This window comes from Erythrobacter sp. LQ02-29, assembly GCF_022576075.2.
Taxonomy (GTDB): domain Bacteria; phylum Pseudomonadota; class Alphaproteobacteria; order Sphingomonadales; family Sphingomonadaceae; genus Alteriqipengyuania.
The window spans coordinates 1,693,157-1,718,968 of sequence record NZ_JANCNT010000001.1; the positions used below are offsets into that span (position 1 = coordinate 1,693,157).

Below are 25,812 nucleotides of genomic sequence, written 5' to 3' on the forward strand. Positions count from 1 at the left end.
CCTTGGTATGGGACTCGCAATGTCCGTCCGGGCATCTCCTCTAACGGCGGGAGGGGGTGTAATTCCGGCGTCGCTGCTGGCCTCCCAGCGATTTCTGACGATCGGCGACAGCACTTCCGCAGGCGTAGGGGCGGGGAATGGCACCGGGATCGCGCCGGAAATCACCGGTGCCTATCCCAAATCGGTCCCGGTGCAGGCGCGCGACCGGCTGAACGCGCTCGGCATTGCGGCTTCCAGCGAAGCGATCTGTTGCGACAACAACAACGGCACCGCAGCAACCTGGCCTCAATATCGCTCCACCATCGAGACCGAGAACGCCCCGTTCGGCAACAGCTCGCGCACCCCGTCGTTGGGCGGCAACGGCCAGTTCCGCCTGTCGACCGGGCAAGCCTATTCCTTTACGCCTACGGTGCCGGTCAGCAAGGTCGAATTCTGGTACGTCCGCGCGACGAACTTCGGCACGTTCGGTCTGTATCTCGACGGCAACCCGACGCCGGTCGCGACCTTCGATCAGAACGGCGCGGAGGGCTTCGTGCGCGCCGAATATACCATGCCGCTGGGGACACACACGATCCGCTTCGCGCGGATCAGCGGGCTGGTGCACGGGCCCTTCGTCGTCAATGCCTTCGACGCCAGCGCCCCCCGCGTCCATTGCATGAATGCGGGCGCACGCAACTGGACCACGACGGACTGGATCGGCGCGACCTATCCTTGTTCGCCGCTCAATGCGATCGCGGCGGTCGCACCGCACATCGTGAATATCGATCTTGGTATCAACGACGCCCGGCCGAGCAGCCCGGCCCCGGTGTCCTACGCCGCGTTCAAGGCGAACATGCAGACGATCATCAACAAGGCGCTGTCGGTCGGCGCGACGGTGATCCTGACCATTCCCAACCCGATCGCCCAGTATGACGATGGCAATGGCTGGAGCGAGGCCACGATGCGCCAAGCCTATTATGAGCTGGCCGCGACCAACGGGTGCCAGCTGATCGATGCGCCGGTGCTTTACGCGCAGGCTGGCTTCGCTGCGACCTCGCCTGCTCCGTACAGCGAAATGAACGCGAATAATCTTTTCTACGACGCCTTTCACCCGCGCGCCCCGGTCTTCGCCGTCGAGGGTGCCGCGCTGGGCGACGCGATCAAGACGGCGCTGATAGTACGAGGAGCCTACGGATGATCGATCTTCTGCAGCGGCTGGCCGGTTGCACCGGCGGTGAAACCATCGAGCTAGGCGACGATACAGTGGCCCCGTTCTACGCGCGTGACGTGACGTTCGACAGCTCCGTCACCATTCGGGGCGGCCTCTGGAAGGCCCCGAACGATACCCGGCGCACGTTCCGGTTCGATCGCTCGCGCAACATCGTGTTCGATGGGATCGAGGTGGTGGGTGAAGACCGCAGCGCGGACGGGTTTCTTTTCCAGCACTGCGAGAACATCACGGTTCGCAATGCGTGGTTCCATGGGCTTAAGAACGGCATTCGTCACGACATCTGCACCGGAATGACTTTCGAGGACATCGACTTCCGGAACATTCGCAAGGATGCAATCGGGGGTGGCGGTGCAAGCCGGTTTCGGGCGCGGCGGATCTACGGAACGGATTTCTACCCGGTCAACACTGGCGGCAAGGGGGATCACCCTGACCTCCTCCAGTTCTGGCCGGAAGCCAAAAGCGACAACGATGACATCCTAGTGGAAGATTGCACCTTCGAGCGTGGGGCCGGGCTGCCGATCCAAGTGGTTTTCGTCCGCGGTCTCTACGATCCGAAGATGGACCGGCCGGAGTTCGGGAGAGTATCGGTCAAGGGATGCAGGGCCGTGGACGCGCTCATCAATGCGATCGCGGTCAGCGGTGCATCCGGCGGCGAGGTGGTCGATAACGTCATCATCGCCACCACATCGGAGAACGAAGGCGCTCTGCGCATTAAGGATTATGGCGGCGTCGTCGACGGGAACGTGGCTCCCCGGTTCATCGAAGAGGTGCCGGCCGACACGAACCGGATCGTGGCGTGGGATGATCGCCCAACCGAGATCGAGGATGATCACCCGGAAGCGCCTCCAAGTGAGCCAGTGCCGCCGGAGCCCGAGCCGGCTCCGCTGCACGCGCCCGAGGAAGCAATGCCCGCGGAGGTTTTGCGAGCGCGGCTTCAGAAGACGCGCGACGAAGTGAACGGCATGGTGAACTTCGGGCGGCGCGGCCTCTACCAGCTCGACCAGCTCTTGGCATCGCTCGATGGACGAACGGAAGGTTAGCCATGCCGTCCCCGGACCTTCGCCTCACCATGTTTCTGCCCCCGGACGACACCGTGCGGGTATGGCAGCTGCGCGAAGAACTGCGTCCATCGGTGCGCTGGCACGAGATGATGCACGAGGACCACGCTACCGCCTTCACGGTAGCCAAGATCGCGCGCCTCGACCTCCTGCGCAGCATTCGGGCGTCTCTGGATACTGTGATCCGCAACGGGGGGACCTTCGAAAGCTGGAAGGCAAATCTGCTACCCGAGCTCAAAAAGTCGGGCTGGTGGGGATCGGTAGCCGATCCCGATCTCACCGGGACGACCGAGACGATCATCGTCAATGAACGCCGCTTGCAAACCATCTTCAATACGAACCTCAGGATGTCGGAGGCGGCGGGGGCCTGGGCGAAAATTCAGCGTGAGAAGGATCGCTTTCCCTATCTACGCTATCTTTCGCATCATTGGCGGCGTCATCCGCGACAGGACCATCTGAGCTGGCACGGTCTAATCCTGCCGGTCGATCATCCATGGTGGCAGGCTCATGTCCCGCCCAACGGGTGGGGCTGCAAGTGCCATTTCGAGCAAGTCTCGGAAGCTCGCATGCAGCGAAAGGGTTGGAAGGTCTCGACACCGCCCGAGGACGGCCCAGCCACCCGCTTCCATGCTTCCGGTCGCCGCGAACCGATAATGGTGCCCGCCGGCATTCACCCCGGATTTGGCTACAATCCTGGCACCGCGCACCTTCGTGCGATCGCCGATAAGGCGCTCAATTCTATCAGAATGGCCGAACAGGCTGGTCTTGAAAAGCAGGCGCAGACCCTGTTGGCAGACATCTTAGAAGATCCGGCATTCGAGCAGTTCATCGCTCTTCCTGATCAGGTTTTCCCGTTCGCTTGGTTGAACGCAAATCGGCGAGCGATCATTGGCGCGCAGTCTGGTATCGTCCGATTATCGCGGGCGACGATGGAAAAGCAGGCCATGAGGGGTCGGTTCGATCTCCAGGCCCAGCAGTATCGGCTTGCTGCTCGCATCATCGACACACCGCAGGTCGTTTTCCGCGAGCGCGGTAACCACCTAGTGATGTTCGGACAAGATAATGACGGGAACCTCTACGAGGTCGTCCTAAAGACAACCGCTGATGGGACGGAAAACTACCTTTCCAGCGTTCACCGATCGTCGCCTCGCCGCATTCGCGCGAAGTCACAGAGCGGACTTGCCGATCTGATCTTTGATCGGAGGTTATCGTGAGAGATAGGACGCGACGCGCGGCGGGGCCTGTAATCTCCCGCAAAGCGCTCCGGATCGGAAACCCGTGCTACGGCCTACAGAAATCACCGTGTCGCGCGCGTCGCAGCGCTGACTTAGCGCCGCGAACTCGAATTTTCAATGAACATCGCCCTCTAACGGGGGCGGTCAGGCTGCGCAAACAGCCTGAACCGCGAGCTGTCACTCGCACCTTGGGTCGGCATGCTCGACCCTTAGCTCCCCCGGCCGTCACGGCGGGGGTCCTACTAGGTATTCTAAATGAAGGAGTCGATTCGATGCGCATCTTGCGGTGCGCTACTTTTCAAAGCAGAACGGAACGCATTGGTGGGCCGCGTCGAGGTAAAGTGTCGCCGTTGCCGCCATTTCAACATTCTGAGGCCTTCGAGCCCTCCCCAGAGCGCCAATTGAGCAGCCTGTGGAGAAAGTCCTTGTGGCTTCACATACCGAACCTACCAAACTTCTCGGGATCTCGCTTTGTGCCGGATATGCCGGACTGGACCTCGGCATCAGCATCGCCGAACCCCAATATCGAACTGTGTGTTACGTCGAGCGGGAAGCCCATGCAGCGGCCACTCTCGTGGCGCGGATGGAAGACGAGGCGTTGGATCAGGCGCCTATATGGGACGATCTCAAATCCTTCGATGGCCGAGCGTGGCGTGACCGCGTTCATATCCTCTCTGCCGGATATCCCTGCCAGCCATTCAGCGTCTCCGGGAAACGAAGAGCTGAAGATGACCCCCGACACCTCTGGCCCGAAGTTGCACGCATCATCGACGAAGTCCGACCATCAATTGTCTTCGCGGAAAACGTCGAAGGCCACATCGATCTGGGATTTGCCGAGGTCGCGACCTGCCTTCAGGACTTGGGCTTTGACACAAAAGCGGGCCTGTTCACGGCGCGAGAAGTCGGTGCTCGCCACCGCCGGCGACGCCTCTTCATCATGGCCGACGCCGACCGCCACCGATGCCGGGTATTACCCCGAACTGCTGATCGATTCGGGAAGGGTATCACCGAAGAGCCCGTTGGACATCGTTCCGTCGAGCTCGGGCCAGTACTCGCTGGAGAACGCAGCGCGGATCTGGACTTGGCTTTGGCTCCTACTAGCGGCTCTGGGGGTAAAGCTGAGCGACCGTTGCCCCTCTTCGCTCCCGGTCCGGGTGAGCTTGAAGCATGGGAAGACCTCCTTCGTAAGCGGCCTGATCTCCAACCCGCGCTTCTACGAGCTCATGTTCGGATGGCCGATCGATTGGACCGCACCCGAGGAGTCGGTAACGGGGTTTCAAGTTTGGCGGCAGCGTATGCGTGGCGCACTCTCCGCGCTGCCTTCATGTGATGAATAAGCGATCCCACGTCGCGCCAGCACTATGGACCGGGACGCGCATAAAGCGTGTCCCGGTTTCTCAACGCTGAACTGTCCCAGTTTCGACAGTTGGGCGTTAGCTTATCCGCGGATTTGCGCGCCTTCGCACTAAGTGGGACACCGTTGGTCTGTAACTGGGACATCGAAACGGGTTTCCGCGGTTTTCAGCCTCAAGATCGCGCGACGACACCTAAAGATGTGCCAGAAATTTAGTCGGTTTCCGGAGGACGCCTACGCCTCACGAATGCGCCGTTTTCCGCTGGTTACAGTCCCATTTCATCCCAGCAGATCACGCCAAATCCCGCCTTATCACCGAGAGTGAATAAATGGCGCATCACAATGTCGAATTCCCTGAGGAATCGCTCGATACGGCGTATCAGCATGGAAGGATCTCCGAAGGCTGCGAATCTGTGTTCCTGTTCTGTTCTGATTCGTTCCACTCGAAATCCTACTTGTCTAGGAGTTTTCCTACTGGTAGGGAGCGTGGACGATCATGACGTCCGATCCATCATCCGAACCGCGCGAGCGCCTGCTCGCCTTGGCGCAGGAAAAGCGCGCCAGCCTTGCCGCGCTGTCGGAGATGATCGGGCGCAATCCCAGCTATTTGCAGCAGTTCGTGCGCAAGGGCAGTCCTCGCAAGCTGGAGGAAGGCGACCGGCGGCGGCTAGCCGAATTCTTTGGCGTGGCGGAAAGCGAGCTCGGCGGTCGGGAGGAAAATTCCTATGCGGGCGGCGGAAAGGCGGATAAATCCTTCGTCGCCATCCCGCGTTTGGGGATCGCCGCGTCGGCAGGACCGGGGCAATTCGCGCAGGGCGAGAAACCGTTCGACCATTTCGGCTTCTCCGCCCGCTGGCTGCGCGACAATGGCTTCGACCCCAGGATGCTGTCGGTGCTGACGGTGGAAGGCGATTCGATGGAGCCGCTGCTGCGCAAGGGCGACGAAATTCTGGTCGATCGCACGCCGCGCCCCTTGCGCGACGCGATCCATATCGTGCGGATGGACGATACCCCGCTGGTCAAGCGGGTGGCACTCGCCGGGCATGGCCGGGTCGCCCTGTTGAGCGAGAACCCGGCCTATCCCGCGCTCGAGGTAGACCTGGCCGAGATAGAGGTGGTCGGGCGTGTGGTCTGGAAAGGCGGGCGGCTATGATCCGCGCTCACTTCCTCGGCGCGCCGCCAGCAATGCAAGGTCCTTACGCATGAGCGATTGCGGATGCGAGCCCCCGGCGCTGGAAACGGCTGCGCAGAAGCATGCGCTGCGTATCGCGCTGGCGCTGAACGCGGTAATGTTCGTCGTCGAACTGGCGAGCGGCCTGCGCGCCGGGTCGACCGGCCTGATCGCCGATGGGCTCGACATGCTTTCGGACGCTGCCGTCTACGCGATCGCGCTGGTGGCGATCGGCGCATCGTCCCGCTTCAAGGCCAATGCGGCACTGGGCAGCGGCATCGCGCTGTTCGCACTTGGCTTGGGGCTGCTGGCGGAGGTGGCGCGGCGCTTCTTTGCCGGGACCGCGCCAGAGGGGCCCTGGATGATCGCGGTCGCCTCGATTGCGCTGGTGGTGAACGTAATCGTGCTGCGTCTGCTGGCAACGCATCGCCGGGGAGAGGTGCATTTGCGCGCCGCGTGGATATTCACCCGGGCGGACGTGGTGGCGAATGCCGCGGTCATCGCCAGCGGCCTGGCCGTGCTCGCGACCGGAATCGGCTATTTCGACCTGATCGTCGGCGCCGCGATCGGCCTCTATGTCCTGCGCGAAGCGGTCGAGATTGTGTCGGAGGCCCGCCAAGCTCGACGGACCGTCTGAGCTTGCATCGCGGCGGACCTGCGGCCACATCGTTGCCCATGCCCGATAGCCAGACCCAGCCGCCGATGAAGGCCGCGATCATTCCCGTCACGCCGCTGCAGCAGAACTGCTCGCTGATCTGGTGTACGAAGACCATGCGCGGTGCGGTGGTCGATCCCGGCGGCGATCTGGACCGGTTGAAGGCGGGCGTGGAGCGCGCCGGAGTGACGCTCGAGAAGATCCTCATCACCCACGGCCATCTCGACCATTGTGGGCAGGCAGGTGTGCTGGCGAAGGAGCTGGGCCTGCCGATCGAGGGGCCGCAGGAAGCGGACCGGTTCTGGATCGCGCGCCTGGCCGACGATGCGGCCCGCTTCGGCACGCCGGGCGAGCCCTTCGAACCCGACCGCTGGCTCGAAAACGGCGACCAGGTGACCGTGGGCGAACTGACGCTCGACGTGTTCCATTGCCCCGGTCACACGCCGGGCCATGTCGTCTTCGTCCATCGGCCCAGCAGCTTCGCGATCGTGGGCGACGTGCTGTTCCAGGGCAGCATCGGGCGCACCGATTTTCCGATGAGCAATCACCAGGATCTGATCGACGCCATCACGGGCAAGCTGTGGCCGCTGGGCGACGATATCACCTTCATTCCCGGCCATGGCCCGACCAGCACCTTCGGCCGCGAACGGCAGAGCAATCCCTTCGTGGGCGACGCTGCGCTGGCAGGTTAGGGCGCGAACCGGTTGCATTGCGCCGGAATCACGCTATAGGGCGCTGCTTCCCCGCTCGGCTGGGCTTTCAAGGGCGTCCGACCCCATGGGTTGTGCGCGCTCCGGCCTTCGCCTAAGCGGTCCAAGACATAGATTTAGACGTATTTCGCAGGAACAGGTGCCGCCATGGCTGTCCCAAAAAGAAAAGTATCGCCGCATCGTCGCGGCAATCGCCGCTCCCACGATTCGCTGAAGGTCGAGGCCTTCCACGAATGCAGTAATTGCGGCGAGCTCAAGCGCCCGCACAATCTGTGCCCGCATTGCGGCTTCTACAACGGTCGCGAAGTTCTCGCGCCGAGCCTCTGACGATCCGGGGCCCCGGCCCCATAATCAGGAGAGCGCCATGACTTTGCCGCGTATCGCTGTCGACGCGATGGGCGGTGACGAAGGCGTGCGCGTGATGATCGACGGCGCGGCTCTCGCCCGCCGGGATCACGACCGCTTCCAGTTCCTGCTGGTCGGCGACCGCGCGCGCATCGAAGCGGCGCTGGAACATCACCCCAATCTGCGCGCGGCGTCCGAAATCCTGCATTGCGAGGATGTCGTCGGCGGCGACGAGAAGCCGTCCCGCGCACTGCGCCGGGCCAAATCCACCAGCATGGGTCTGGCCGTCAACGCGGTGAAGGAAGGCAAGGCGGGGGCCGCGGTCAGCGCCGGCAATACCGGCGCGCTGATGGCGATGAGCAAGCTGGCGCTGCGCACGATGCCGGGGATCGACCGCCCGGCGCTCGCCGCGCTGCTGCCGACCCTGGCCGAACACGATGCGGTGATGCTGGATTTGGGCGCCAATACGGAAGCCGATGCGCGCAACCTCGTCCAGTTCGCGATCATGGGCGCGGCCTATTCGCGCATCGTCAACGGCTTCACCGCGCCTCGCGTGCGCCTGCTGAACATCGGGACCGAGGAGCAGAAGGGCACGCCGGAACTGCGCGATGCGGCGGCGACCCTGCAGGCTGCAAAGAACCTGCCGCTGACCTTCGACGGCTTCATCGAAAGCGACAAGATCAATCGCGGCGAAGTGGATGTCGTGGTGTCGGACGGGTTTTCGGGCAATATCGCGCTCAAGGCGATCGAAGGTGCGGCGCGCTTCGTGACCGACCTGCTGCGCAACGCCTTCACCAGCTCGCTGCGTTCCAAGATCGGCTTCCTCGTCTCGCGCCCGGCGACCGAGCTGCTGCGCCACCACCTCGACCCGAACAACCACAATGGCGCGGTCTTCCTGGGCCTCAACGGCGTCGTCGTGAAAAGCCATGGCAGCGCCAGCGCGAAGGGCGTGGCGCATGCTGTCGCCGTCGCCGCCCGGCTGCTGGAGGAAGACCTGACCAAACGCGTGGCCGACGATCTCGCCCAGCTCAACCGGAGCGGCTGGGCGCATGGCGGCGAAGCGGAGGCGAAATGATCCGTTCCGTCATCCGGGGCTCCGGCTCCGCCCTGCCGGCGCGCTGCGTCAGCAATGCCGAGCTGGCCGAGCGTGTCGATACCACCGACGAATGGATCGTGGAGCGCACCGGCATCCGCCAGCGCTATCTCGCGGGCGAGGGGGAGACCACCGCCAGCCTCGCGACCGACGCGGCTCGTGCCGCGCTGGACGATGCGGGCTTCGACGCGGATTCCATCGGGCTGATCATCCTGGCGACTTCCACGCCCGACAATACCTTTCCCGCTTCGGCGACGAAGGTGCAGGCCGCGCTGGGAACGCCCGGCGGCATCGCCTTCGACGTGCAGGCGGTATGTTCGGGCTTTCTCTATGCGCTCACCACCGCCGATGCGATGCTGCGCACAGGGATGGCGAAGCGGGCGCTGGTTATCGGCGCGGAAACCTTCAGCCGCATCCTCGACTGGGAAGACCGCACCACCTGCGTGCTGTTCGGCGACGGCGCGGGTGCGCTGGTGCTGGAAGCCGAGGAGTTCCGGGACGAGGCGGGCGCACCGGGCATCATCGCCTCGGCGCTCCATGCCGACGGGGCGCAGCACGATCTCCTCTATGTCGATGGCGGTCCCTCGACGACGCAGACCGTCGGCCATCTGCGGATGAAGGGGCGCGAGGTGTTCCGCCACGCTGTCGTCAATCTCGCCCAGGTGCTGAGGGAAGTGCTGGACGGCGCAGGCCTGACGGCGGAGGAAATCGACTGGGTCGTGCCGCATCAGGCGAATGCCCGCATCCTGGACGCCACGGCGCGCAAGCTGGGCCTGCCGCCGGAGAAGGTGATCGTCACCGTGGACCAGCACGCCAACACCTCGGCCGCGTCGGTGCCGCTGGCGTTCGACCACGGCGTGCGTTCGGGCAAGATCGCCCGCGGCGATCTCGTGATGTTCGAGGCGATGGGCGGCGGCTTCACCTGGGGTGCCAGCCTCGCGCGGTACTGATCCGGCAGGGGTTGGCGAAGCTGTGTCATTAGGGGATTGCCCCGAGGTACGGTTTGCGGTCTAGGGTCTAATTGTTTAATCTATGTTGGATTTTACCGCGGGTCCGCACCGAACGAGCAGGAGATTTGACCGAATATGTCCCGTTCCCAAGGCACGTTGACCCGCGCCGATCTGGCCGAGACCATCAACCGCAAGATGGGCTTCAGCCGCGCGGAGTCGCTGAACCTGGTCGAATCGATCCTCGCCCACATGTGCGAAGCCATGAAAAGCGGCGAGAATGTGAAAATCTCCGGCTTCGGCACCTTCGTGCTGCGCGACAAGCGCGAACGCATCGGTCGCAATCCCAAGACGGGCAAGGAAGTGCCGATCACCCCGCGCCGGGTGATGACGTTCCGCGCCAGCCAGATCCTGCGGGATCGCATTTCGGGGCTCTAAGCCGGTGGCGGCGCGGTTCGAGGACGGGAAGGACGAAGGGGCGCTGCGCACCATCGGCGAAGTCAGTGCCGCGCTGAACATCCGTCCGCATGTCCTGCGATATTGGGAAGAACAGTTTCCCATGCTCCAGCCGCTCAAGCGCAGCGGCAACCGGCGGTATTATCGAACCGCCGACGTTGCCCTGGTCGAAGCGATCGACCGGCTGGTCAATGTCGAGGGCTACACCATCAAGGGTGCGCGCCAGGCCATTGAGGATGGCCGCTCCGATGTCGCGGGTGGGACCGAAAGCGCGCCGCAAACGGACACGGCAGAGGTTGCGCCGGAGCAAGGGCGCGACGCGAAAAACGCCACCATCGCTAGCGACTTGCTGTCGGAACTGACGGATATCCGCGACAGTCTAGCGAAAGCGCTGAACGCATAGAACGGCCTTCCCGGTTTTTGCGGATGCGGAAGCTGGCCGGGCTTTGCCACCTTCTCGATGCCGGTGCTATCGCGTCGGAAGCTACAAGACCTCCGTCGTGGCCTGCATGATCGTCGTCAGATTGTAGGGCTTCCCGACCGTGGGAACCTGCGCGAACCGGTCGGGGTGCGTGACATTCCCATAACCAGTGGCGAAAATGAACGGGCAGCCCTTTTGCGTCAGGACATCGGCCAGCGGATAACTGAGGTCGCCGTTCAGGTTCACGTCGATGATTGCGAGGTCGTAATCCGTTTCGGCGAGCGCCCGCTCCGCATCGGCGCGTGATGCGACAAGCGTGGTTTGCGCGCCTTCATCCGAAATCATGTCGTCGAGCGCGAACCCGATGATGACCTCGTCTTCCACCAATAGCACGCGCTTCCCTGCCAGATTCATGCCGCTTCCAGCTCCGCCCGCATCGAGAAGCGCAACCCATCCGGCTCGTAAGCGACCTCGGCCGAACCGGTGGAACGATCGGAAACCCCGCGTGAGATAAGCCGCGTGCCGAAACCCGGCCTTTCGGGGGGCGTTACAGCGGGCCCGCCCTGTTCCTTCCATTCGAACACCAAGGCCTTCGCTCCGTTCTCGACGACGTGCCACCGTATCGCGATGGAGCCGCTTTCATTGGATAGAGCACCGTATTTCATGGCGTTAGTGCACAATTCGTGGATGATCATCGCAAGGGAAACGGCCGTTTGCGGGGGCAATCGCACCAGATCGCCCGAGAAATCGATCCGTGCCAGTGCATCTCTCGCCGTGGCCTGGGCGGACTGCCGCACGACATCTGCAACCTCGGCCGCACCCCAGAACCCCTCGGTCAAGAGATTGTGAGCCGTCGCCAACGTCCGCAACCGCGCCTCGAATACCACGCGCCCACGCTCCGTTTCGGCGGTGCGGAACGATTGCATGGCGAGCCCCTGCACGATCGCCAGCGTGTTCTTGACCCGGTGATTAAGCTCGTTGACCAGCGATTGCTGCCGCTCCAGCGAGAGCACCTCGTCGGTTACGTCGTTGCCCTGGATGATTATCCCGCGAACGACGTCGTCATCGAGAACCGGCTGGAAGACGAAATTGAGGAAGCGCGACCGCGATTCGCTCTCGCCCTCCGGCACCAGGAAGACTTCCTCGCGGCGACCGAAATAGGGTTCGCCGGTGCGATAGACGTTATCGAGCACTTCGATGAAACCCTGGTCGGCAACCTCTGGCAGCGCCTCTTCCACCGTGCGCCCCACGACGTCAGCTCGGCCCACGAGTTCGCGATATGCCTCGTTCGCCATGGCGAAGCGATGCTCGGTTCCCATCAATACCGCCGTGAATCCCGGTGCCTGATGGAATAACGCGAGCAGCCTTCGCGTCTCGTCCCGCAATGTGCGGTTTTCGTCCTGCACACTCTTGGCGCGCCGAAAGATGCCCATGGCATCCTTGTGTTGTCGCAGCTTCTCGACCTCGGTCACATCGACCGTATGTTGCAGGATATAGCGCAACTGCCCGCCTTCGTGGATCGGGGTATGCGTGGCGCTCCAGTAACGGGCATCGGTCGATCCGTCGAGGTTTTCGATATCGTAGCGAATCAAGGCGAGTTCGTCCGGCTCCCCCGTTTTCAGTACGCGATCGAGAGACGATTTGAGCAGCTGGTGGCTCTCGCTCCCCTCTTCGCTGGGGAACGCGTCGAACATCTTTTGCCCTGCGAGATCGCCACGCCCACGCATGGTTGCGCGCAGATAGGCATCGTTCATCCAGACGATGACCAGATCGGTATCGAGAATCACATACGGGTTCGGCGAAGCGCCAAGGACGTGCTCGAAATCGATACTCATAATCCCCCGGGAACCCACAATACCGGCTTTTGCGGGCTCAATGATCGCAAGGGGTGTTTGGTTTCATCGGTTCATCGCAGATTTCCCGGATTGGAACGTTTCTGATGGCGGTGTTACTCCGCTGCCATCCGCTCCGCCTCGCCCAGGTCGACGCTGACCAGGCGCGACACGCCGCGCTCCATCATGGTGACGCCGAACAGGCGGTGCATCCGGCTCATGGTCACGGCGTTATGAGTGACGATCAGATAACGGGTGCTGGTTTCGCGCACCATGGCGTCGAGCAGGTCGCAGAAGCGGTCGATATTGGCATCGTCCAGCGGCGCATCGACCTCGTCCAGCACGCAGATCGGGGCAGGATTGGTCAGGAACAGGCCGAAGATCAGCGCGATAGCGGTCAGCGCCTGCTCGCCGCCGGACAGCAGGGTGAGCGATTGCAGCTTCTTGCCCGGCGGCTGGGCGAAGATCTCCAGCCCGGCCTCCAGCGGATCGTCGCTATCGACCAGTGCCAGATGCGCGCTCCCGCCTTCGAACAGCTTGGTGAAAAGGCGGCGGAAATGGGTGTCGACCCGCTCGAACGCCTCGCGCAGGCGCTCGCGCCCCTCGCGGTTGAGATTGCCGATCGACCCGCGCAGGCGATGCACCGCTTCGGCGAGTTCGGCCTGTTCTTCCGCGCTTGCGCCGTGCTCCCGCTCGATCTTCTCGAGCTCGTCGGCGGCCACCAGGTTGACCGGCCCGATCCGCTCGCGGCTGGCAATCAGGCGCTCGTGCGTTTCCGCTTCGGCATCGCGATCCGCGACGGTCTCGGTGTCGAAGCCGAACCGTTCGCCGAGCAGGGGCGGGGGGCACTGAAAACGCTCGCCCGACAGGCGCGCCATTTCCGTGCGCCGCACCTCTTCGTTCTCCGCCCGCGCGGTCAGCCCGGCGCGGGACTCGCGCGCTGAAGACAGGGCCTCGTTGGCCGCATCCAGCGCGCCGGAGGCCGCGTCCGCGCGCTCCTGTGCGACGGCAACATTGCCCTGCGCCTCCTCCAGCGCGGCCGCCAGCCGGGCGCGGACGGCATCGCCTTGCTCGATCTCGCGTATCAGCCCTTCCGGCTTGGCGGCGATGACCGCGCGTTCGCCGGCGATCTCCTCGAAGCGGGTTTCCATGCCCGCAAGCCGCCGCGCCGCCTCGCCAGAGCGCGCCTGCCAGTTCGCCTGATCGCTCTTGAGCGCACCGACGCGTTCGCGCCCGACGGCGAGCGCCTGATCGAGCGCGGCGAGTTCGGCCAACGCCGCCTGGATGGCGGAGCGGCCGGCCTCGTTTTTCGCCTGCGCCGCTTCGAGTTGCGCACGACCCGCAGCGGGGTCGGGCAGCCGGTCGCGCCGCTCCGTGGCGTCCGCCAGCTCGGCGGCGGCCTGCTCGCGCTGCTCCGCTGTGGCGGCTTCGGCCTCGGCCAGCTCGGCCAGCCGCGCCGCCAGCCGCTCGCGCGCGGCCTCCGCCTGATCGAGCGCGCGCAGGGCCTGCCGCTCGGTCTCGGCGGCGTCCTGCGCCTCGCGCTCTGTGCGGACAAGCGCGGCTTGCGCCTCCGCGAGCTGCGCGGCGCTGTCGTCCTGTGCAGCCTTCGCCTCGTCGCGCGCCGCGCGGTGGCTAGGCAATGCCTGTTCGAGTTCGGCGAGCCGGTTCGCCGCTTCCAGCCGCGCCGCTTCGGCGGCCCCTTCGCCGTCCGCGACGAGACCGTCCCAGCGGCGCAGGCGCCCTCCCGTCGTCACGAGCCATTCGCCGGGCGCGAGCGGGCGGCCGTCGTCGGCATCGACGACATGGACCAGCGCCAGCCGCGCCGCGAGCTGGCGCGGGCAATCGGTGACCTGCGCGGCGAGGCTGTCGGACACGGCAGGGGGCAAGGCACCGTCGCGCCCGGTCCAGTAGCGGCCCTCCGCCTCTCCCTCGGGCGTGCCGAGCAGGGCCTTGGCATCGCGCCCCAGCACCGCGGCCAGTGCGCGCTCGTAGCCCGGCGCCGCGCGCACCCGGTCGAGCGCGGCAGGCAGTTTCGCATGACCTTTCGCCTGCCGCTCGCGCGCCTGCCGGTCGCGGTCGAGCGCGGTGTGTTCGCGTTCGAGCCCGGTCAGTTCGGCCTGCGCTACGGAGAGCTGATCCGCCGCCGCGTCGCGCCGTTCGCGCAGGGCATCCTTTTCCTCCCGCAGGCGCGAGACGTCGGCGCGTAGCATCTCGGCGCGCTCCGCCGCGCGCTCGCTCTCGCGCTGCGCCGCCGCTACCGCTGCGTCGGGATCGCCCTGTGTGCCCAGCGCCCGGCGGGTTTCGGCCTGTCGGCGCATCTCGGTATCGAGGCGTTCGAGGCGCGTGCGTGCCTGTTCGATCGTCGCTTCGGCCACGCGCCAGTCGGCCTCGACCCCGGCGTGATCGGCGGTCGCGCGCGCGAGCGCGAGTTCGGCGGCGCGCGCCGCGCTTTCGGCAGTTTCGACCTGCCGGGCGAGGGCGGGGCGGCGTGCCTCGTCCTCTTCCAGTGCGGTGCGCGCCGCCGCGAGGTCGCTCTCCAGCTTGCGCAGGGCTTCCGCGGCATCGCGCGTCAGCCGGTCGGCTTCGCCCCGATCCTCCTCCAGCCGAGCCTTCTGCCGGTCGAGGTCGGCAAGCCGTTCCTCCGCCGCCTCGAGCTGGTCCGTCAGCGCGGTCATGCGGTGCCCATGGGCCGAGGCGTCGTCCCGCCGGTCGGCCAGCTCGTCGCGCGCTTCGGCAAGGGTTTCGGCGGCGATCCGCTGCGCCTTCTGTGCCTCGCTCGCTCTGGCTTGCGCCTCGGCGACGCTTGCGTCGGCGCGCTTTGCCTCCGCGCGCGCTTCCTCGGCGGCGGCGGCGGCATCGCGCCAGCGGGCGTAGAGCACGCGCGCCTCCGCCACGGCGATCTCTTTGGAGAGCGTGCGATAGCGCTTGGCCTGCTTCGCCTGCCGCCGCAGCGAGGCGATCTGGCTGTCGAGCCCCGCCATCAGGTCCTCCAGCCGGGCGAGGTTGGCCTCGGTCTGGCGCAGCTTACTCTCGGCATCGCGGCGGCGGACGTGAAGCCCCGCGATCCCCGCTGCTTCTTCCAGCATCATGCGCCGTTCGGCGGGCTTGGCCGCGATCACCTGCGCGATCTTGCCCTGGCTGACCAGCGCGGGGCTGTGCGCGCCGGTGGCGGCATCGGCAAAGGTCAGCGCCACATCCTTCGCGCGCACGTCGCGGCCGTTGACGCGGTAGGCGCTGCCCGCGCCGCGCTCGATGCGGCGCGTGACGTCGAGCTCTTCCCCCTCGCCGTCCACGCCCTGCAGCACGACCTCGGCGAAGTCGCGCGCCGGGCGCGCCTCGGTACCGGCGAAGATGACATCCTCCATCCCGCCCGAGCGCATGGATTTGGGCGAGTTCTCGCCCATCACCCAGCGCAGCGCCTCCAGCAGGTTGGACTTGCCGCAGCCATTGGGGCCGACGACCCCGGTCAGCCCCGGTTCGATGCGAAGTTCGGCAGGCTCGACGAAGCTCTTGAAACCGCTGAGCTTGAGCCGCCGGATCTCCATGGGCGCGGGTCTGTCGTCCTAGCGCGCCCCGGCGCGCTGCAGCAGCGGTTCGAGCTGCGCCCAGCTGCTGGCTTCGACCTCGCGCCCGTTGACGAGGAAGGTCGGCGTGCGTTGGACATTCTCCTTGCCCGCCTGTTCCTGCATCTGCTCCGCCATGGAGCGCATCTTGCCGGCATCGGCCAGGCACTGGCGCGCCTGATCGCGATTGAGGCCGAGCTTCGCGTAATAATCGAGCAGCCCGGTACGCGCGGCATATTCGACGAAGCGCTGGTCTTCGGGCAGCTGCATCGCCGCCTCGGCCGCCTGGGCGTTACCCTGCAGCCCTTCCATCACTTCGGGCAGGTTCTGCCATACCGCTTCCGCCCGCGGAACCACCGCCTCGGGCGGGCCGCACGCATCCAGCGCCACGACCACAAGATCGGCGGTGCCATGAATCAGGACGCTGCGAAATTCGTAGGAAACGCGGCCCGAATTCACGTAATCGTTCATCAGCGGTTCCATGCCCTGGACGCCGAAGGCGGCGCAGGCGGGGCACAGGACGGAGCCGTATTCGACCAGCTTGATCGGGGCGTCGGGATTGCCGACCAGCCAGCCGCCTTCCGGCGTGGTCTTGACCGTATCGACCCATTGCGCGCCGGCGGGTGCCGCGACCTTGGCCACCGGCTCGCTCTGCGCCGCCGCACTCGCTTCGCCGGCGGAATCACCGCATGCGGCCAGCGAGAGTGCCAGGGGGAGCGCCATGACGGCTAGGGCGGAACGGAACTGGGCAATCATCGAACGGAGTCCTCGCAATTTCGGAAGGGAAGTCTAGCCCGCCGCCCGCATCGGGCAAAGGCGCCGGGCGCGGTATCCACAGGATCAGTCGGTCGCGACCGGCACCGGCCGCGCCGGGGTGGCACCGGCGGGCAGGCGCGCGTCGATCTGGGGGGCGAGCATGTCCCAGCTGTAGGTTCCTGCCAGCAGCACGCCGTTCAGCGTGAAGCTGGGCGTGCCCGTCACCCCGATATCGTCGCGATAGCTTTGCGTCGACGCCTCCAGCCGGTCGGCCAGCGCATCGTCGGCCAGACAACGGTCGAGCTGCGGCGTGGTGTAGCGGTCGCGGAACAGCTCGTAAAAACCCAGGTCCCGCGCCATCGCGCGTCGCCGCTCCAACGTGGTGCCCGTTTCCCAGCGCTGCCGCTGACCCGCGCTGGTCGCCTGCCGCGCCGCCAGCCACTGCGGCTGGGCGTGCATCAGGATCGCGTGATTGCGCGTGAAGTCGGCAGGCTTGCCGCACCAGGCGAGCAGCGCCGCGGTCAGGTCGACATCGTCGCGGATATAATGCCGCACCTCCACCTGCACGTTCCCGGTGGGGATATAGGCCAGCTTCAACGCGTCTTCTCCGCTACGCGCGAAATCGCCGCAATGGGGGCAGGTGTAGCTAATATATTCGGCCAGCTTGACCGGCGCATCGGGATTGCCGACGCTGTGCCACACGTCGCCCGTTTCGGTGGTGGCAAGCCAGTTGCCCTTGGTCGCGGCAATGGTGCCCAGGGCCGCCACCACCAGTAGCACGGCCCGGATGGTATTGCGCATCTCTTACGTCTCCTGCCCGCCCAGGCTGCGCGCCAGCCCTTCCAGCACCGCCCGCAGCTCCGGGTCGCCGATATCGCGCAGCGAATCCCCCAGTTCCATCGGGATGGGTTTGAGCGAAGGCGGCGCCTTGGGCTTTTCCTCTAGCGGGGCTGCCTGAACCGCGCCTTGCCGCATCTTCACCCTGGCCACCGCTTTGTAGCCGAAGAAGCGGTTCACCCGTTCCATAATCTCGGGGATCACGTGCTGAATGATCGGCGTGTGCGCGGGCAACACCACCAGTTGCAGGATGCCATCGGATTTCTCGCCCGGAGGGAAGCGGATCGATTCCGGCGCGCAGACGCGCGCGTGCCGTTCCCCCACGATTTCGGGCCAGCGGCTGACGACCGAGCTCTGTACGAAGCCGAAGCGGCGGAAGGCGGTGCGCCCGATATGCGGCATCAGGTCGCCGACCGCGCGCGCGGAGCCACCGCGCGGCCGCTCGTACTGGCGGGCCGAGGTGCCCTTGCGCTTCGCCGGCGCTTTCGGTTTCGCGTCCCGTTCCATCCCTGCCGCCGTCATGCCATAGCCGCCGCGTGACTGCCAGCGCGAACCCGCCGCCGATCGCGACCGAACTGCTCGCCTGGTACGATCGCCATGCGCGCGACCTGCCGTGGCGCGCGCCGCCGGGTACCGCGCCGCCCGACCCCTATCGCGTGTGGCTGTCGGAAATCATGCTGCAACAGACCACCGTTGCCGCGGTGAAACCCTATTTTGCCGCTTTCACGCAGCGCTGGCCGAGCGTGGATCAACTCGCCGGCGCGAAGGACGAGGAGGTGATGGCCGCGTGGGCGGGGCTGGGATATTACTCGCGCGCGCGCAATCTGCTGAAGGCGGCACGGCTGGTGGCTGCGCGGGGGGGCTTCCCGGATACCGAAGCCGGTCTTCGCGAATTGCCCGGCGTGGGCGACTACACCGCCGCCGCGATCGCCGCGATTGCGTTCGAACGGCGCGCAGTCGCGGTGGACGCCAACGTGATCCGCGTGGTGACGCGCCTGTTCGCGATCGACACCCCACTGCCCGGCGCGAAGCGCGAGATCGCGGTGGCGGCCGATAGCATCACGCCCGGCACGCGGGCGGGCGATTTCGCGCAGGCGATGATGGACCTCGGTTCCTCCATCTGCACCACCCGTGCGCCCAAGTGCCTGCTGTGTCCGCTGGCGGAACATTGTGCGGGCCGGGTGGCCGATCCCGAACGCTTCCCCGTCAAGCCGCCGAAGAAGGCGAAGCCGCTGCGGCAGGGAAGGTGTTTCTGGATCGAGCGGGAGGGGCAGGTCCTGCTGGTCGAGCGGGCGGGGAAGGGTATGCTCGGGGGGATGCGTGCGCTGCCCGACGATGGCTGGTCCGCGAAAGGCGACGGGAATGGCGAGCCGCCACTCCCGGGCGAATGGGAAACGCGCGGGTTGGTGCGCCACGGCTTCACCCATTTCGACATCGAGCTGGAAATGCTGGAACGGGTCGGCGGCCCGCCGGGGGAGACAGGCAACGGGTCGTGGTATCCGGTTGCGGAAATCGAGACCCTCGGCCTGCCGACCCTGTTCCTGAAGGCGGCGCGGCGCGTGCTGGCCGCGCGGCAAACGGCCTAGAAGATACCGCCGCCGATCATCAGGCGCACGATCGCGATCAGCCCGACGATCAGGCAGAAATTGCGCCCGCCATTCTTGGACGAGAGCGCGCCGACGATGACGCCCACCGCGATCACCGGCAGGGCGAACCAGTTGCCCCAGCCAAGGAGAGGAATGGAGGAGGGGATGACGATGACCAGCGAGAAAAGCCCGATCAGGATCGAAATGATATTCAGCATGTGTTCTAGCTAGGTAATACACGCTTCGCCTGCAAGAGCGGATTGACCGGGCGCACGCCAGGCCGCAGAAAGGTCGCAAAGAGAAACCGGGAGCAGGATTTCCATGGCCTATCGCGAATTCGGCACCGCACTCGATCGCCGCGCGCTGCTCCGGGGCGCGGGCTGGCTCGGAGCGGCGGGTGTGCTCGCGGCCCAACCGCTGGGCCGCGCGGCCTTCGCTAAACCGCCTCTCGCACCGGCATTCCCGTCGGTCAGGGCCGCGATCGAGGAATATGTTTCCAGCGGCAAGGTCGCGAACATGCTCGCCACCTTCGGCTGGGGCCAGACGCCCGACCCGCAGGTGATCGCGCGCGGCACGCTGGCACTGGGCGGCGCGGCCAAGGCCGACATCGACAGCCTCTATCGCATCTATTCCATGACCAAGCCGCTGACCGGCATGTGCGCAATGCAGCTGATCGACGAAGGCAAGATGGGCCTCGACCAGCCGCTGGCCGAAATCCTGCCCGCCTTCGCCGAGATGAAGGTGCAGAAGACCTACGACAGCTCGATCGCGCCCGACGCGCTGGAGCCGGCGGAGCGCCCGATCACGATCCGCATGTTGCTGACCCATACCGCGGGCCTGGGCTATTCGATCATCCAGCAGGGTCCGATCAAGACCGAGTACGAACGGCTGGGCCTCGTCCCCGGCCAAGTGACCAAGCTGCCGCTCCCGGAGATCGATCGCGGCAAGCCCGCCGCCAGCCTCAAGGAATTCGCCGACAGGCTCGCCACCGTGCCGCTGGTGCTGCAGCCGGGTACGAAATTCAGTTACTCGGTCGCGCTCGACCTGATGGGCCGGGTGATCGAAGTGATCGAGGGCAAGCCGTTCGACCTCGTGCTGAAAGAAAGGCTGATCGACCCGATCGGGATGACCAGCACGTTCTTCCGCGTACCGCAGAGCGAGGTTGGGCGCCTTACCACCAATTACGGCATCCTAGGGGGCAAACCCCTGCCACTCGATCCGGCCAGGGGCTCGGTCTATCTCGACGAGCCCGCGTTTCCCTATGGCGGGGCGGGGCTGGTGTCCTCCCCGCGCGATTACGACCGGTTCCTGCGCATGCTGCTGGGCTATGGCAAGATCGACGGGAAGCGGGTGATGGGCGAGCTGGCGGTGCGCGTCGGCACGTCCAACATCCTGCCCAAGACGGTTGAGATTCCGGCGGAAGGCGGGATGATGGGCGTGACCAGTTACGGCGCGGGCGGCCGGGTCGAAGGGAATGCCTATGGCTGGGGCGGCGCGGCGGGAACCGCGGCGTTCGTGGATTACGATTCGGGCCTGCGCGCGACGCTGTTCACGCAATATATGCCGTCCGAAGCCTACCCGATCCAAGGCGAGTTCAGCGATCTGGTCCGTCAGGATCTGGCGGCGATGACAAATGGCTGACGCGCCGAAGCCGCCCGCCTTCTCCGGCTCCCCGATCGACCGGGCGGACCACATCCGTGGCAATCCGGAGCTGCTTTCCGAACAGTTCGGGTTCTCCGCGCGGGTGCTACGGCTCGACGGGCTGCTGCCGCAATTCGACGATGCGGGTGGGCTGGCCTGGGGCTCGCTGGCCGATTGCGACGAGGATACGGAGCTCGTCTTCCTCGGCCTGCGGGATGGCAAGCCGTGCTTCGCGCCGGTGCCGCGCGACGGCAACATCGCACCGCCCTTCGCCGATCCACGCAGCTGGCAGGCGATGCAGCAATTGCCGGCGGAGGATCTGGCGATCTACGGCGGTGCGCGCAGCCTGGTCGACTGGCACGCACGCCATCGCTTCTGCGCCCGCTGCGGGTCCGCCACCCACCTGGCGAAGGGCGGTTGGCAGCGCGACTGCGCGCAATGCCATGCCCAGCATTTCCCCCGCACCGATCCCGTCACCATCATGCTGGTGGAGCACGAGGACCGGCTGCTGCTCGGCCGCCAGCCGCGCTTTCCCGCGCGCGCCTTCTCCGCGCTGGCGGGTTTCGTGGAGCCGGGCGAAACGATCGAGGAAGCGGTCGCGCGCGAAGTGTTCGAGGAAGCGGGGATCAGGGTGGCGGATGTGCGCTACGTCGCGAGCCAGCCCTGGCCGTTCCCCAGTCAGCTGATGATCGGCTGCCATGCGATGGCGCAAGGCGACGCGATTACGCTCGACGAAACCGAGCTGGAGGAAGCGCGCTGGTTCACCCGCGCCGAAGTGGCCGAAGCGATCCGCGAGGGCCGCGATGGGGACGGGCCGTTCGCTCCGCCGCCCGATGCGGCGATCGCGAACCTGCTGATCCGATGGTGGCTCGACCGCGCCTGATCCGGACATGAAAAAACCCCGCGTCCCGAGATGGGAGCGGGGCTCTTCATAGTCGCGCGGTCCGATTTAGCCGTCGGCCTGGGACATCTTCGAAAGGGCCGTGGCAATGCGGGTCTGCAATTCCGTGTCGCTCCGCGAAGCCACTGCGATTTGTTGGAAGCGAGCGGGTGCCAGGTCGTTTTCCTGGAGCAAGACCATGATTGCCTGCTGCTGCGCCTGCGGCTGCATGTCGGGGTTCTCGCCCTGCATCTGCTGAATGCCCATCACGACCTTGGCGAATTTCGTGACTTCCTCGGCACTTACCGGACCGGCGTCGGCAGCGGGAGCAGCAGGCTGAGCCTGCGGCTTGGCCTGACCTTCGGACATCATCTGCGCATTGGCTGCAGTGCCGAGCGTAGCAACAGCGGCGAAACCGGCGAGCGCGGTTGTGGTCTTCGTGAATGTCATGAAATTCCGTCCCTTCGTTCTTTGATAGCGTAGGACGCAGGTGGCACCCATAGAATGGGAATCAACCCCGCGACCGGTCGAGCCGTGAATGAGCTGCGGTGCCTCGACCGATCGCGGGGGTAATGCGCTAGTTGGCGTTGCCCTTCTTGATCGCCTCCATCGTCTTCTCGCCCTTACGCGCATCCTGCTCCGGGTTGTCGGAGCCGACGACGGGTTCGCGATTGTCGGGGTCGGTGGCGCGGTGTTCCTCGCCCCGCTTGCCGACGCGAACGTTAACGTCGCCCCCGCTGGAGCTCTGCTGCGACGGGGTCGCCTCCTCCTTCATGGCGTCGATCATCTCGTTGTCGGGGTGGCGGCTCTGGCGTTCTGGCATGTCGTGTTTCTCCTTTGCCAGACCAACGGCGCGGGCCGGGCAGGTGTTCCGACGCGCTACATCCGTTCCTTGATTCCCGACTTTATCAGCCAGTGATTGACCGGCAGGGCAGTCAGGAAGCCGCCCAGCATCGCCACCTGCATGGCCAGCCAGAACTCCGCCATACCGGCATCGACCGGTGCGCCTACTATCCGGGGAAAGACCACGAAATGGGCCAGTGCCATGGTGCCGTACATGCCGATCTGCCAGCTGGTCAGCGACAGCACATCGGCCTTCGCCGCCGCGCGCAGTCCTTCGCCAACTCCGAGATCGCGCATCGGCGCAATGGCGAAATACTGGAATGCGATTCCGATCGCGAGGGCAAGGACATAGTCGAAGGTCCACGCCGCGAAGAGATGGTCTTGCCACAGCCAGCCCAGCCCGAAGACCGTCAGGATGGCGGGCACGAACAGGGCGAGGGTTTCCGCGAGGATGTCGGCGAGCGTGCAGCCCGCCCCGCAATGCAGGGTGCCTTTCGCCACGGAAACCGCCCAGGGCGGATCCTCGACCTGGCCCCACCGACGTTCGAACCAGATCAGCAGCGGCCCGGCGAACAGTCCGCATAGCGGCCAGACGAAGCCCATGACGGTCATTTTCGGCGGGTGGCGGAGCATCCGGGCGAACAGATAGAGAGCGCTGGCGATGCCGACGCCAAGCGAGAACTCGGCCAGAGTGTGCAACCAGGGTGGGATCATCCACCCCGCAACGGTTCAGATCAGGCCAAGTTTCAGCAATCTTCCGGCGAGCTTTCCCGGGAGGATGTCGCCGGGATCCTCCCCTTCGGGAAGATCGCGCGGCGCGTCTTCCGGTTTCAGATAGCGCCAGCCCTGATGCGCGCGCTTGGGCCGGGGTTCGACCGCGATCAGTTTCGGCTCCAGCACGATCCACCAGCGACCCTCGGGCGTCTGCTCGAAACCCGTGATCGGACTGCGCCCGACGATGTTGTGCTCGAAGATCCAGTAGAGCGATCCGCCGACCATCTCCTCGTGCCGCTTGGGCAGATAGCGCGTGGTCAGCTTCATCTCGCGTTTGCGCCGCTCGTCGAACCAGCCGCGAATGTCGGAGTAGTTCTTCGCCCCAAAGGCGATCTTGGTCATGTGCAGCGGCATTGCGGCTCTAGATAGGGCCGCGCGGCCCTCGCTCAAGCCGCTTGGGCGACCAGTCCGCTGGCAACCGCCAGGCCGAGGAAGGCGAAGAAGCCCATGGAATCGGTGATCATCGTCACGAACACGCTGCTCGCCACCGCCGGATCCTGACCCAGCCGGTCGAACGTGACCGGGACCAGCACGCCGGCCAGCCCCGCGGTAAAGACGTTGAGCACCATAGCGGCGGCGATCACCACGCCCAGCTTGGCGGTGAACACCAGCCCCGTCGCCACCCCGACCAGCACCGCGATGGTCGCGCCGTTGAGCAGCGCGACGCGCATCTCGCGCCACATCATGCGGCCGGTATTGGATTGCACCAGCTGGTTGGTCGCGATCGCGCGCACCGTCACCGCCATGGTCTGCGTCCCGGCATTGCCACCGACGCTGGCGACTACCGGCATCAGGATCGCCAGCGCGACCAGCTGTTCGATCGCCGCGCCGAAGGCGGCGATGATCAGGCTCGCGATCAGCGCGGTGCCCAGGTTCGCGACCAGCCACCGCACGCGAGCGGAATAGGCGTCGCGGATCGGTTCGTTGATGTCGCCATCGCCTGCGCCCGACAGCAGCATGACGTCCTCGTCCGCTTCCTCCGCGATGATGTGGACCACGTCGTCCACCGTCATCTGTCCGATCAGCCGCCCTTCGGTATCGATCACGGCGGCGGAGATCAGGCCGTATTTCTGGAACATCAGCGCGACCTCTTCCTGATCGGCCATCGCGGGGATCAGCGTCTGGTCACGCTTCATAACGTCGGCCAGCGCGATGTGGCGCGGGGCGCGCAGGATCCAGGCGAGCGCGCAGGCGCCGACCGGATGGTGCGCGGCGTCGACCACGAAGACCTCGAAGAACTCGTTCGGAAGATCGCCGTCCTCGCGCAGATAGTCGATCAGGTCGCCGACCCGCATATGCTCGGGCACCGCGACCAGCTCGCGGCTCATCAGGCGACCGGCGGTTTCCTCCGGATAGGCGAGCGCGCTCTGGATCGCGGCCCGGTCTTCGGGCTCCATCTCGGCCAGAATGGCCGCCTGGTCCGGCGCGTCGAGATCCTCGATCAGCTGGACCGCATCGTCGGTCTCGAGCTGTTCCGCGATCTGCGCGACGACGCCCGGGGGCAGGGCGCCCATCATCTCGTCGCGGACGTAGTCGTTCAGTTCGGCGACCACGTCGCCCGTCATCAGGTCGCCGATCGCGAGCGTCAGCTCTGCCCGCGCGGGCGGCTCCAGCAATTCGAGAAGGTCGGCGATATCCGCAGGGTGAAGCGGCTCGACCAGATCGTAGGTCGCACCCTTGTCGCCATCCTCCAGCGTATCGACCACCTGGCGGACATATTCCAGCTTCAGCCGGTTTTCCTCGTCGTGGCGATCGTCGTCGATCCGATCATCGGGGCGACCGCCTTCGTCCGCCGGAGCATCGGCGAGCATCAGGTCGTGTTCGTCCGGGCGCGGTCCGTTCGCCATGTCCCGCCTCTAGGCCAGCGCCCACGAAAGACAAGCCGCGCGGCGTGACATTGTGCGCATCGCCCCTATATCGGCGCGCGACACGAAAACCCGATACGAACGATCAGGAGAATTACCGCAATGGCCGACGAAACCCTCACCCTCACTCTCGATACCGGCAATGGCGAGGGCGGCGACGTCGTCATCAAGCTGCGGCCCGACCTCGCCCCCGGTCATGTCGAGCGCATCACCGAACTGGCGAAGGACGGCTTCTACGACGGTGTGGTCTTCCACCGCGTGATTCCCGGCTTCATGGCGCAGGGCGGCGATCCGACCGGCACCGGGATGAGCGGCAGCGACAAGCCCGACCTGAAGGCGGAATTCAACAGCGAGCCGCATGTGCGCGGCACCTGCTCCATGGCGCGCACCCAGGTACCCGACAGCGCCAATTCGCAGTTCTTCATCTGCTTCGACGACGCGCACTTCCTCGACGGGCAGTACACCGTCTGGGGCCAGGTCGAGAGCGGCATGGAACATGTCGATGCGCTGCCCAAGGGCGAGCCGCCGCGCAATCCCGGCAAGATCACCAAGGCGTCGGTGTCCTGAACCCACCGCGCCG

The 25,812-nt window shown here is 65.7% G+C and carries 29 protein-coding genes; 17 read left to right on the forward strand and 12 right to left on the reverse strand.

The genetic code is table 11. The annotated features are described in order from the left end of the window. The first annotated feature begins 19 nt into the window (after positions 1 to 19). The 13 genes from MKP08_RS08385 (at position 20) to MKP08_RS08440 (ending at position 10,637) form a co-directional block, all read left to right on the forward strand. A complete protein-coding gene (locus MKP08_RS08385) occupies positions 20 to 1,177 on the forward strand; it encodes a GDSL-type esterase/lipase family protein (RefSeq protein WP_241553442.1) in 1,158 nt (385 codons plus the stop codon). Then, a complete protein-coding gene (locus MKP08_RS08390; protein ID WP_241553443.1) occupies positions 1,174 to 2,250 on the forward strand; it encodes a right-handed parallel beta-helix repeat-containing protein in 1,077 nt (358 codons plus the stop codon). The genes MKP08_RS08385 and MKP08_RS08390 overlap by 4 nt, the downstream gene beginning before the upstream one ends. A gap of 2 nt (positions 2,251 to 2,252) precedes the next feature. Further along, positions 2,253 to 3,482, forward strand: a complete 1,230-nt coding sequence (locus MKP08_RS08395) for a phage minor head protein (RefSeq protein ID WP_241553444.1) — start codon at positions 2,253 to 2,255, stop codon at positions 3,480 to 3,482. 276 nt (positions 3,483 to 3,758) lie between these two features. Continuing rightward, a complete protein-coding gene (locus MKP08_RS14410; protein ID WP_373418079.1) occupies positions 3,759 to 3,908 on the forward strand; it encodes a Com family DNA-binding transcriptional regulator in 150 nt (49 codons plus the stop codon). A 22-nt stretch (positions 3,909 to 3,930) separates the two neighbouring features. Beyond that, positions 3,931 to 4,833: a DNA cytosine methyltransferase gene (locus MKP08_RS14415; RefSeq protein ID WP_373418080.1), complete on the forward strand. Its 903-nt coding sequence runs from the start codon at positions 3,931 to 3,933 to the stop codon at positions 4,831 to 4,833. 520 nt (positions 4,834 to 5,353) lie between these two features. Further along, positions 5,354 to 6,010: a S24 family peptidase gene (locus tag MKP08_RS08405; protein ID WP_241553446.1), complete on the forward strand. Its 657-nt coding sequence runs from the start codon at positions 5,354 to 5,356 to the stop codon at positions 6,008 to 6,010. 49 nt (positions 6,011 to 6,059) lie between these two features. Further along, a complete protein-coding gene (locus tag MKP08_RS08410; RefSeq protein ID WP_241553447.1) occupies positions 6,060 to 6,665 on the forward strand; it encodes a cation diffusion facilitator family transporter in 606 nt (201 codons plus the stop codon). A gap of 65 nt (positions 6,666 to 6,730) precedes the next feature. Continuing rightward, positions 6,731 to 7,375: an MBL fold metallo-hydrolase gene (locus MKP08_RS08415; RefSeq protein WP_241555575.1), complete on the forward strand. Its 645-nt coding sequence runs from the start codon at positions 6,731 to 6,733 to the stop codon at positions 7,373 to 7,375. A 165-nt stretch (positions 7,376 to 7,540) separates the two neighbouring features. Beyond that, positions 7,541 to 7,720: a 50S ribosomal protein L32 gene (gene rpmF, locus MKP08_RS08420; protein WP_215228603.1), complete on the forward strand. Its 180-nt coding sequence runs from the start codon at positions 7,541 to 7,543 to the stop codon at positions 7,718 to 7,720. A gap of 37 nt (positions 7,721 to 7,757) precedes the next feature. Further along, a complete protein-coding gene (gene plsX, locus MKP08_RS08425) occupies positions 7,758 to 8,813 on the forward strand; it encodes a phosphate acyltransferase PlsX (RefSeq protein ID WP_215228602.1) in 1,056 nt (351 codons plus the stop codon). Further along, positions 8,810 to 9,781: a beta-ketoacyl-ACP synthase III gene (locus tag MKP08_RS08430; protein ID WP_241553448.1), complete on the forward strand. Its 972-nt coding sequence runs from the start codon at positions 8,810 to 8,812 to the stop codon at positions 9,779 to 9,781. The genes plsX and MKP08_RS08430 overlap by 4 nt, the downstream gene beginning before the upstream one ends. Before the next feature lie 135 nt (positions 9,782 to 9,916). Further along, positions 9,917 to 10,216, forward strand: coding sequence for an integration host factor subunit alpha (locus MKP08_RS08435; RefSeq protein WP_215228600.1), 300 nt, complete (start codon positions 9,917 to 9,919; stop codon positions 10,214 to 10,216). Between the two features lie 4 nt (positions 10,217 to 10,220). Next, complete coding sequence (locus MKP08_RS08440) at positions 10,221 to 10,637, forward strand: MerR family transcriptional regulator (protein WP_241553449.1); 417 nt, start codon at positions 10,221 to 10,223, stop codon at positions 10,635 to 10,637. An 81-nt stretch (positions 10,638 to 10,718) separates the two neighbouring features. On the opposite strand, the gene MKP08_RS08445 is transcribed toward MKP08_RS08440, so the two are convergent. The 6 genes from MKP08_RS08445 to MKP08_RS08470 all read right to left on the reverse strand — a co-directional run bounded on the left by MKP08_RS08445 (position 10,719) and on the right by MKP08_RS08470 (position 18,150). Continuing rightward, positions 10,719 to 11,069, reverse strand: coding sequence for a response regulator (locus tag MKP08_RS08445; protein ID WP_241553450.1), 351 nt, complete (start codon positions 11,067 to 11,069; stop codon positions 10,719 to 10,721). Then, the gene (locus MKP08_RS08450; protein ID WP_241553451.1) at positions 11,066 to 12,490 is read right to left on the reverse strand and encodes a PAS domain-containing protein; all 1,425 of its coding nucleotides are present in this window, start codon (positions 12,488 to 12,490) and stop codon (positions 11,066 to 11,068) included. Before MKP08_RS08450 ends, MKP08_RS08445 begins: the two co-directional genes overlap by 4 nt. Before the next feature lie 113 nt (positions 12,491 to 12,603). Further along, a complete protein-coding gene (gene smc / locus MKP08_RS08455; RefSeq protein WP_241553452.1) occupies positions 12,604 to 16,032 on the reverse strand; it encodes a chromosome segregation protein SMC in 3,429 nt (1,142 codons plus the stop codon). A gap of 18 nt (positions 16,033 to 16,050) precedes the next feature. Continuing rightward, positions 16,051 to 16,806, reverse strand: a complete 756-nt coding sequence (locus tag MKP08_RS08460) for a thioredoxin domain-containing protein (protein WP_241553453.1) — start codon at positions 16,804 to 16,806, stop codon at positions 16,051 to 16,053. 84 nt (positions 16,807 to 16,890) lie between these two features. Next, on the reverse strand, positions 16,891 to 17,607 hold the full coding sequence (locus tag MKP08_RS08465) for a thioredoxin domain-containing protein (protein WP_241553454.1): 717 nt from the start codon (positions 17,605 to 17,607) through the stop codon (positions 16,891 to 16,893). Between the two features lie 3 nt (positions 17,608 to 17,610). Next, positions 17,611 to 18,150: a DUF721 domain-containing protein gene (locus MKP08_RS08470; protein ID WP_241555576.1), complete on the reverse strand. Its 540-nt coding sequence runs from the start codon at positions 18,148 to 18,150 to the stop codon at positions 17,611 to 17,613. Between the two features lie 29 nt (positions 18,151 to 18,179). Here MKP08_RS08470 and MKP08_RS08475 point away from each other — a divergent pair, with 29 nt between their 5' ends. Continuing rightward, positions 18,180 to 19,229: an A/G-specific adenine glycosylase gene (locus MKP08_RS08475; RefSeq protein ID WP_241553455.1), complete on the forward strand. Its 1,050-nt coding sequence runs from the start codon at positions 18,180 to 18,182 to the stop codon at positions 19,227 to 19,229. On the opposite strand, the gene MKP08_RS08480 is transcribed toward MKP08_RS08475, so the two are convergent. Further along, on the reverse strand, positions 19,226 to 19,447 hold the full coding sequence (locus tag MKP08_RS08480; RefSeq protein WP_215228593.1) for a hypothetical protein: 222 nt from the start codon (positions 19,445 to 19,447) through the stop codon (positions 19,226 to 19,228). The two genes, MKP08_RS08475 and MKP08_RS08480, sit on opposite strands and share 4 nt — an antisense overlap. 103 nt (positions 19,448 to 19,550) lie before the next feature. Between MKP08_RS08480 and MKP08_RS08485 the strand changes: the two genes are divergently transcribed. Next, on the forward strand, positions 19,551 to 20,870 hold the full coding sequence (locus tag MKP08_RS08485) for a serine hydrolase (protein ID WP_241553456.1): 1,320 nt from the start codon (positions 19,551 to 19,553) through the stop codon (positions 20,868 to 20,870). Continuing rightward, on the forward strand, positions 20,863 to 21,753 hold the full coding sequence (nudC, locus tag MKP08_RS08490) for an NAD(+) diphosphatase (RefSeq protein WP_215228591.1): 891 nt from the start codon (positions 20,863 to 20,865) through the stop codon (positions 21,751 to 21,753). The genes MKP08_RS08485 and nudC overlap by 8 nt, the downstream gene beginning before the upstream one ends. Positions 21,754 to 21,819: 66 nt before the next feature. On the opposite strand, the gene MKP08_RS08495 is transcribed toward nudC, so the two are convergent. The 5 genes from MKP08_RS08495 to mgtE all read right to left on the reverse strand — a co-directional run bounded on the left by MKP08_RS08495 (position 21,820) and on the right by mgtE (position 25,214). Next, on the reverse strand, positions 21,820 to 22,200 hold the full coding sequence (locus tag MKP08_RS08495) for a hypothetical protein (protein ID WP_241553457.1): 381 nt from the start codon (positions 22,198 to 22,200) through the stop codon (positions 21,820 to 21,822). A 127-nt stretch (positions 22,201 to 22,327) separates the two neighbouring features. Beyond that, positions 22,328 to 22,573: a hypothetical protein gene (locus tag MKP08_RS08500; protein ID WP_241553458.1), complete on the reverse strand. Its 246-nt coding sequence runs from the start codon at positions 22,571 to 22,573 to the stop codon at positions 22,328 to 22,330. Between the two features lie 56 nt (positions 22,574 to 22,629). Continuing rightward, entirely contained in the window at positions 22,630 to 23,307 is a 678-nt protein-coding gene (locus tag MKP08_RS08505; RefSeq protein WP_241553459.1) for a DUF4396 domain-containing protein, read from the reverse strand. Between the two features lie 15 nt (positions 23,308 to 23,322). Beyond that, positions 23,323 to 23,721 (reverse strand): DUF1489 family protein, encoded by a 399-nt coding sequence (locus MKP08_RS08510; RefSeq protein WP_241553460.1) that lies wholly within the window; start codon positions 23,719 to 23,721, stop codon positions 23,323 to 23,325. Positions 23,722 to 23,753: 32 nt separating this feature from the next. Further along, positions 23,754 to 25,214, reverse strand: a complete 1,461-nt coding sequence (gene mgtE, locus MKP08_RS08515; RefSeq protein ID WP_215228586.1) for a magnesium transporter — start codon at positions 25,212 to 25,214, stop codon at positions 23,754 to 23,756. 120 nt (positions 25,215 to 25,334) lie between these two features. Here mgtE and MKP08_RS08520 point away from each other — a divergent pair, with 120 nt between their 5' ends. Then, entirely contained in the window at positions 25,335 to 25,799 is a 465-nt protein-coding gene (locus MKP08_RS08520) for a peptidylprolyl isomerase (protein ID WP_215228585.1), read from the forward strand. The last annotated feature ends 13 nt before the right edge of the window (positions 25,800 to 25,812 follow it).

Excerpts from the sequence above, each read along its gene's own strand:
- MKP08_RS08385 (WP_241553442.1), top strand. The coding sequence starts at position 20 with ATGTCCGTCCGGGCATCTCCTCTAACGGCGGGAGGGGGTGTAATTCCG.
- MKP08_RS08390 (WP_241553443.1), top strand. The coding sequence starts at position 1,174 with ATGATCGATCTTCTGCAGCGGCTGGCCGGTTGCACCGGCGGTGAAACC.
- MKP08_RS08395 (WP_241553444.1), top strand. The coding sequence starts at position 2,253 with ATGCCGTCCCCGGACCTTCGCCTCACCATGTTTCTGCCCCCGGACGAC.
- MKP08_RS14410 (WP_373418079.1), top strand. The coding sequence starts at position 3,759 with ATGAAGGAGTCGATTCGATGCGCATCTTGCGGTGCGCTACTTTTCAAA.
- MKP08_RS08405 (WP_241553446.1), top strand. The coding sequence starts at position 5,354 with ATGACGTCCGATCCATCATCCGAACCGCGCGAGCGCCTGCTCGCCTTG.
- MKP08_RS08410 (WP_241553447.1), top strand. The coding sequence starts at position 6,060 with ATGAGCGATTGCGGATGCGAGCCCCCGGCGCTGGAAACGGCTGCGCAG.
- MKP08_RS08415 (WP_241555575.1), top strand. The coding sequence starts at position 6,731 with ATGAAGGCCGCGATCATTCCCGTCACGCCGCTGCAGCAGAACTGCTCG.
- rpmF (WP_215228603.1), top strand. The coding sequence starts at position 7,541 with ATGGCTGTCCCAAAAAGAAAAGTATCGCCGCATCGTCGCGGCAATCGC.
- plsX (WP_215228602.1), top strand. The coding sequence starts at position 7,758 with ATGACTTTGCCGCGTATCGCTGTCGACGCGATGGGCGGTGACGAAGGC.
- MKP08_RS08430 (WP_241553448.1), top strand. The coding sequence starts at position 8,810 with ATGATCCGTTCCGTCATCCGGGGCTCCGGCTCCGCCCTGCCGGCGCGC.
- MKP08_RS08435 (WP_215228600.1), top strand. The coding sequence starts at position 9,917 with ATGTCCCGTTCCCAAGGCACGTTGACCCGCGCCGATCTGGCCGAGACC.
- MKP08_RS08445 (WP_241553450.1), bottom strand. The coding sequence starts at position 11,069 with ATGAATCTGGCAGGGAAGCGCGTGCTATTGGTGGAAGACGAGGTCATC.
- MKP08_RS08450 (WP_241553451.1), bottom strand. The coding sequence starts at position 12,490 with ATGAGTATCGATTTCGAGCACGTCCTTGGCGCTTCGCCGAACCCGTAT.
- smc (WP_241553452.1), bottom strand. The coding sequence starts at position 16,032 with ATGGAGATCCGGCGGCTCAAGCTCAGCGGTTTCAAGAGCTTCGTCGAG.
- MKP08_RS08460 (WP_241553453.1), bottom strand. The coding sequence starts at position 16,806 with ATGATTGCCCAGTTCCGTTCCGCCCTAGCCGTCATGGCGCTCCCCCTG.
- MKP08_RS08465 (WP_241553454.1), bottom strand. The coding sequence starts at position 17,607 with ATGCGCAATACCATCCGGGCCGTGCTACTGGTGGTGGCGGCCCTGGGC.
- MKP08_RS08470 (WP_241555576.1), bottom strand. The coding sequence starts at position 18,150 with ATGGAACGGGACGCGAAACCGAAAGCGCCGGCGAAGCGCAAGGGCACC.
- MKP08_RS08480 (WP_215228593.1), bottom strand. The coding sequence starts at position 19,447 with ATGCTGAATATCATTTCGATCCTGATCGGGCTTTTCTCGCTGGTCATC.
- MKP08_RS08485 (WP_241553456.1), top strand. The coding sequence starts at position 19,551 with ATGGCCTATCGCGAATTCGGCACCGCACTCGATCGCCGCGCGCTGCTC.
- nudC (WP_215228591.1), top strand. The coding sequence starts at position 20,863 with ATGGCTGACGCGCCGAAGCCGCCCGCCTTCTCCGGCTCCCCGATCGAC.
- MKP08_RS08495 (WP_241553457.1), bottom strand. The coding sequence starts at position 22,200 with ATGACATTCACGAAGACCACAACCGCGCTCGCCGGTTTCGCCGCTGTT.
- MKP08_RS08500 (WP_241553458.1), bottom strand. The coding sequence starts at position 22,573 with ATGCCAGAACGCCAGAGCCGCCACCCCGACAACGAGATGATCGACGCC.
- MKP08_RS08505 (WP_241553459.1), bottom strand. The coding sequence starts at position 23,307 with ATGATCCCACCCTGGTTGCACACTCTGGCCGAGTTCTCGCTTGGCGTC.
- MKP08_RS08510 (WP_241553460.1), bottom strand. The coding sequence starts at position 23,721 with ATGCCGCTGCACATGACCAAGATCGCCTTTGGGGCGAAGAACTACTCC.
- mgtE (WP_215228586.1), bottom strand. The coding sequence starts at position 25,214 with ATGGCGAACGGACCGCGCCCGGACGAACACGACCTGATGCTCGCCGAT.
- MKP08_RS08520 (WP_215228585.1), top strand. The coding sequence starts at position 25,335 with ATGGCCGACGAAACCCTCACCCTCACTCTCGATACCGGCAATGGCGAG.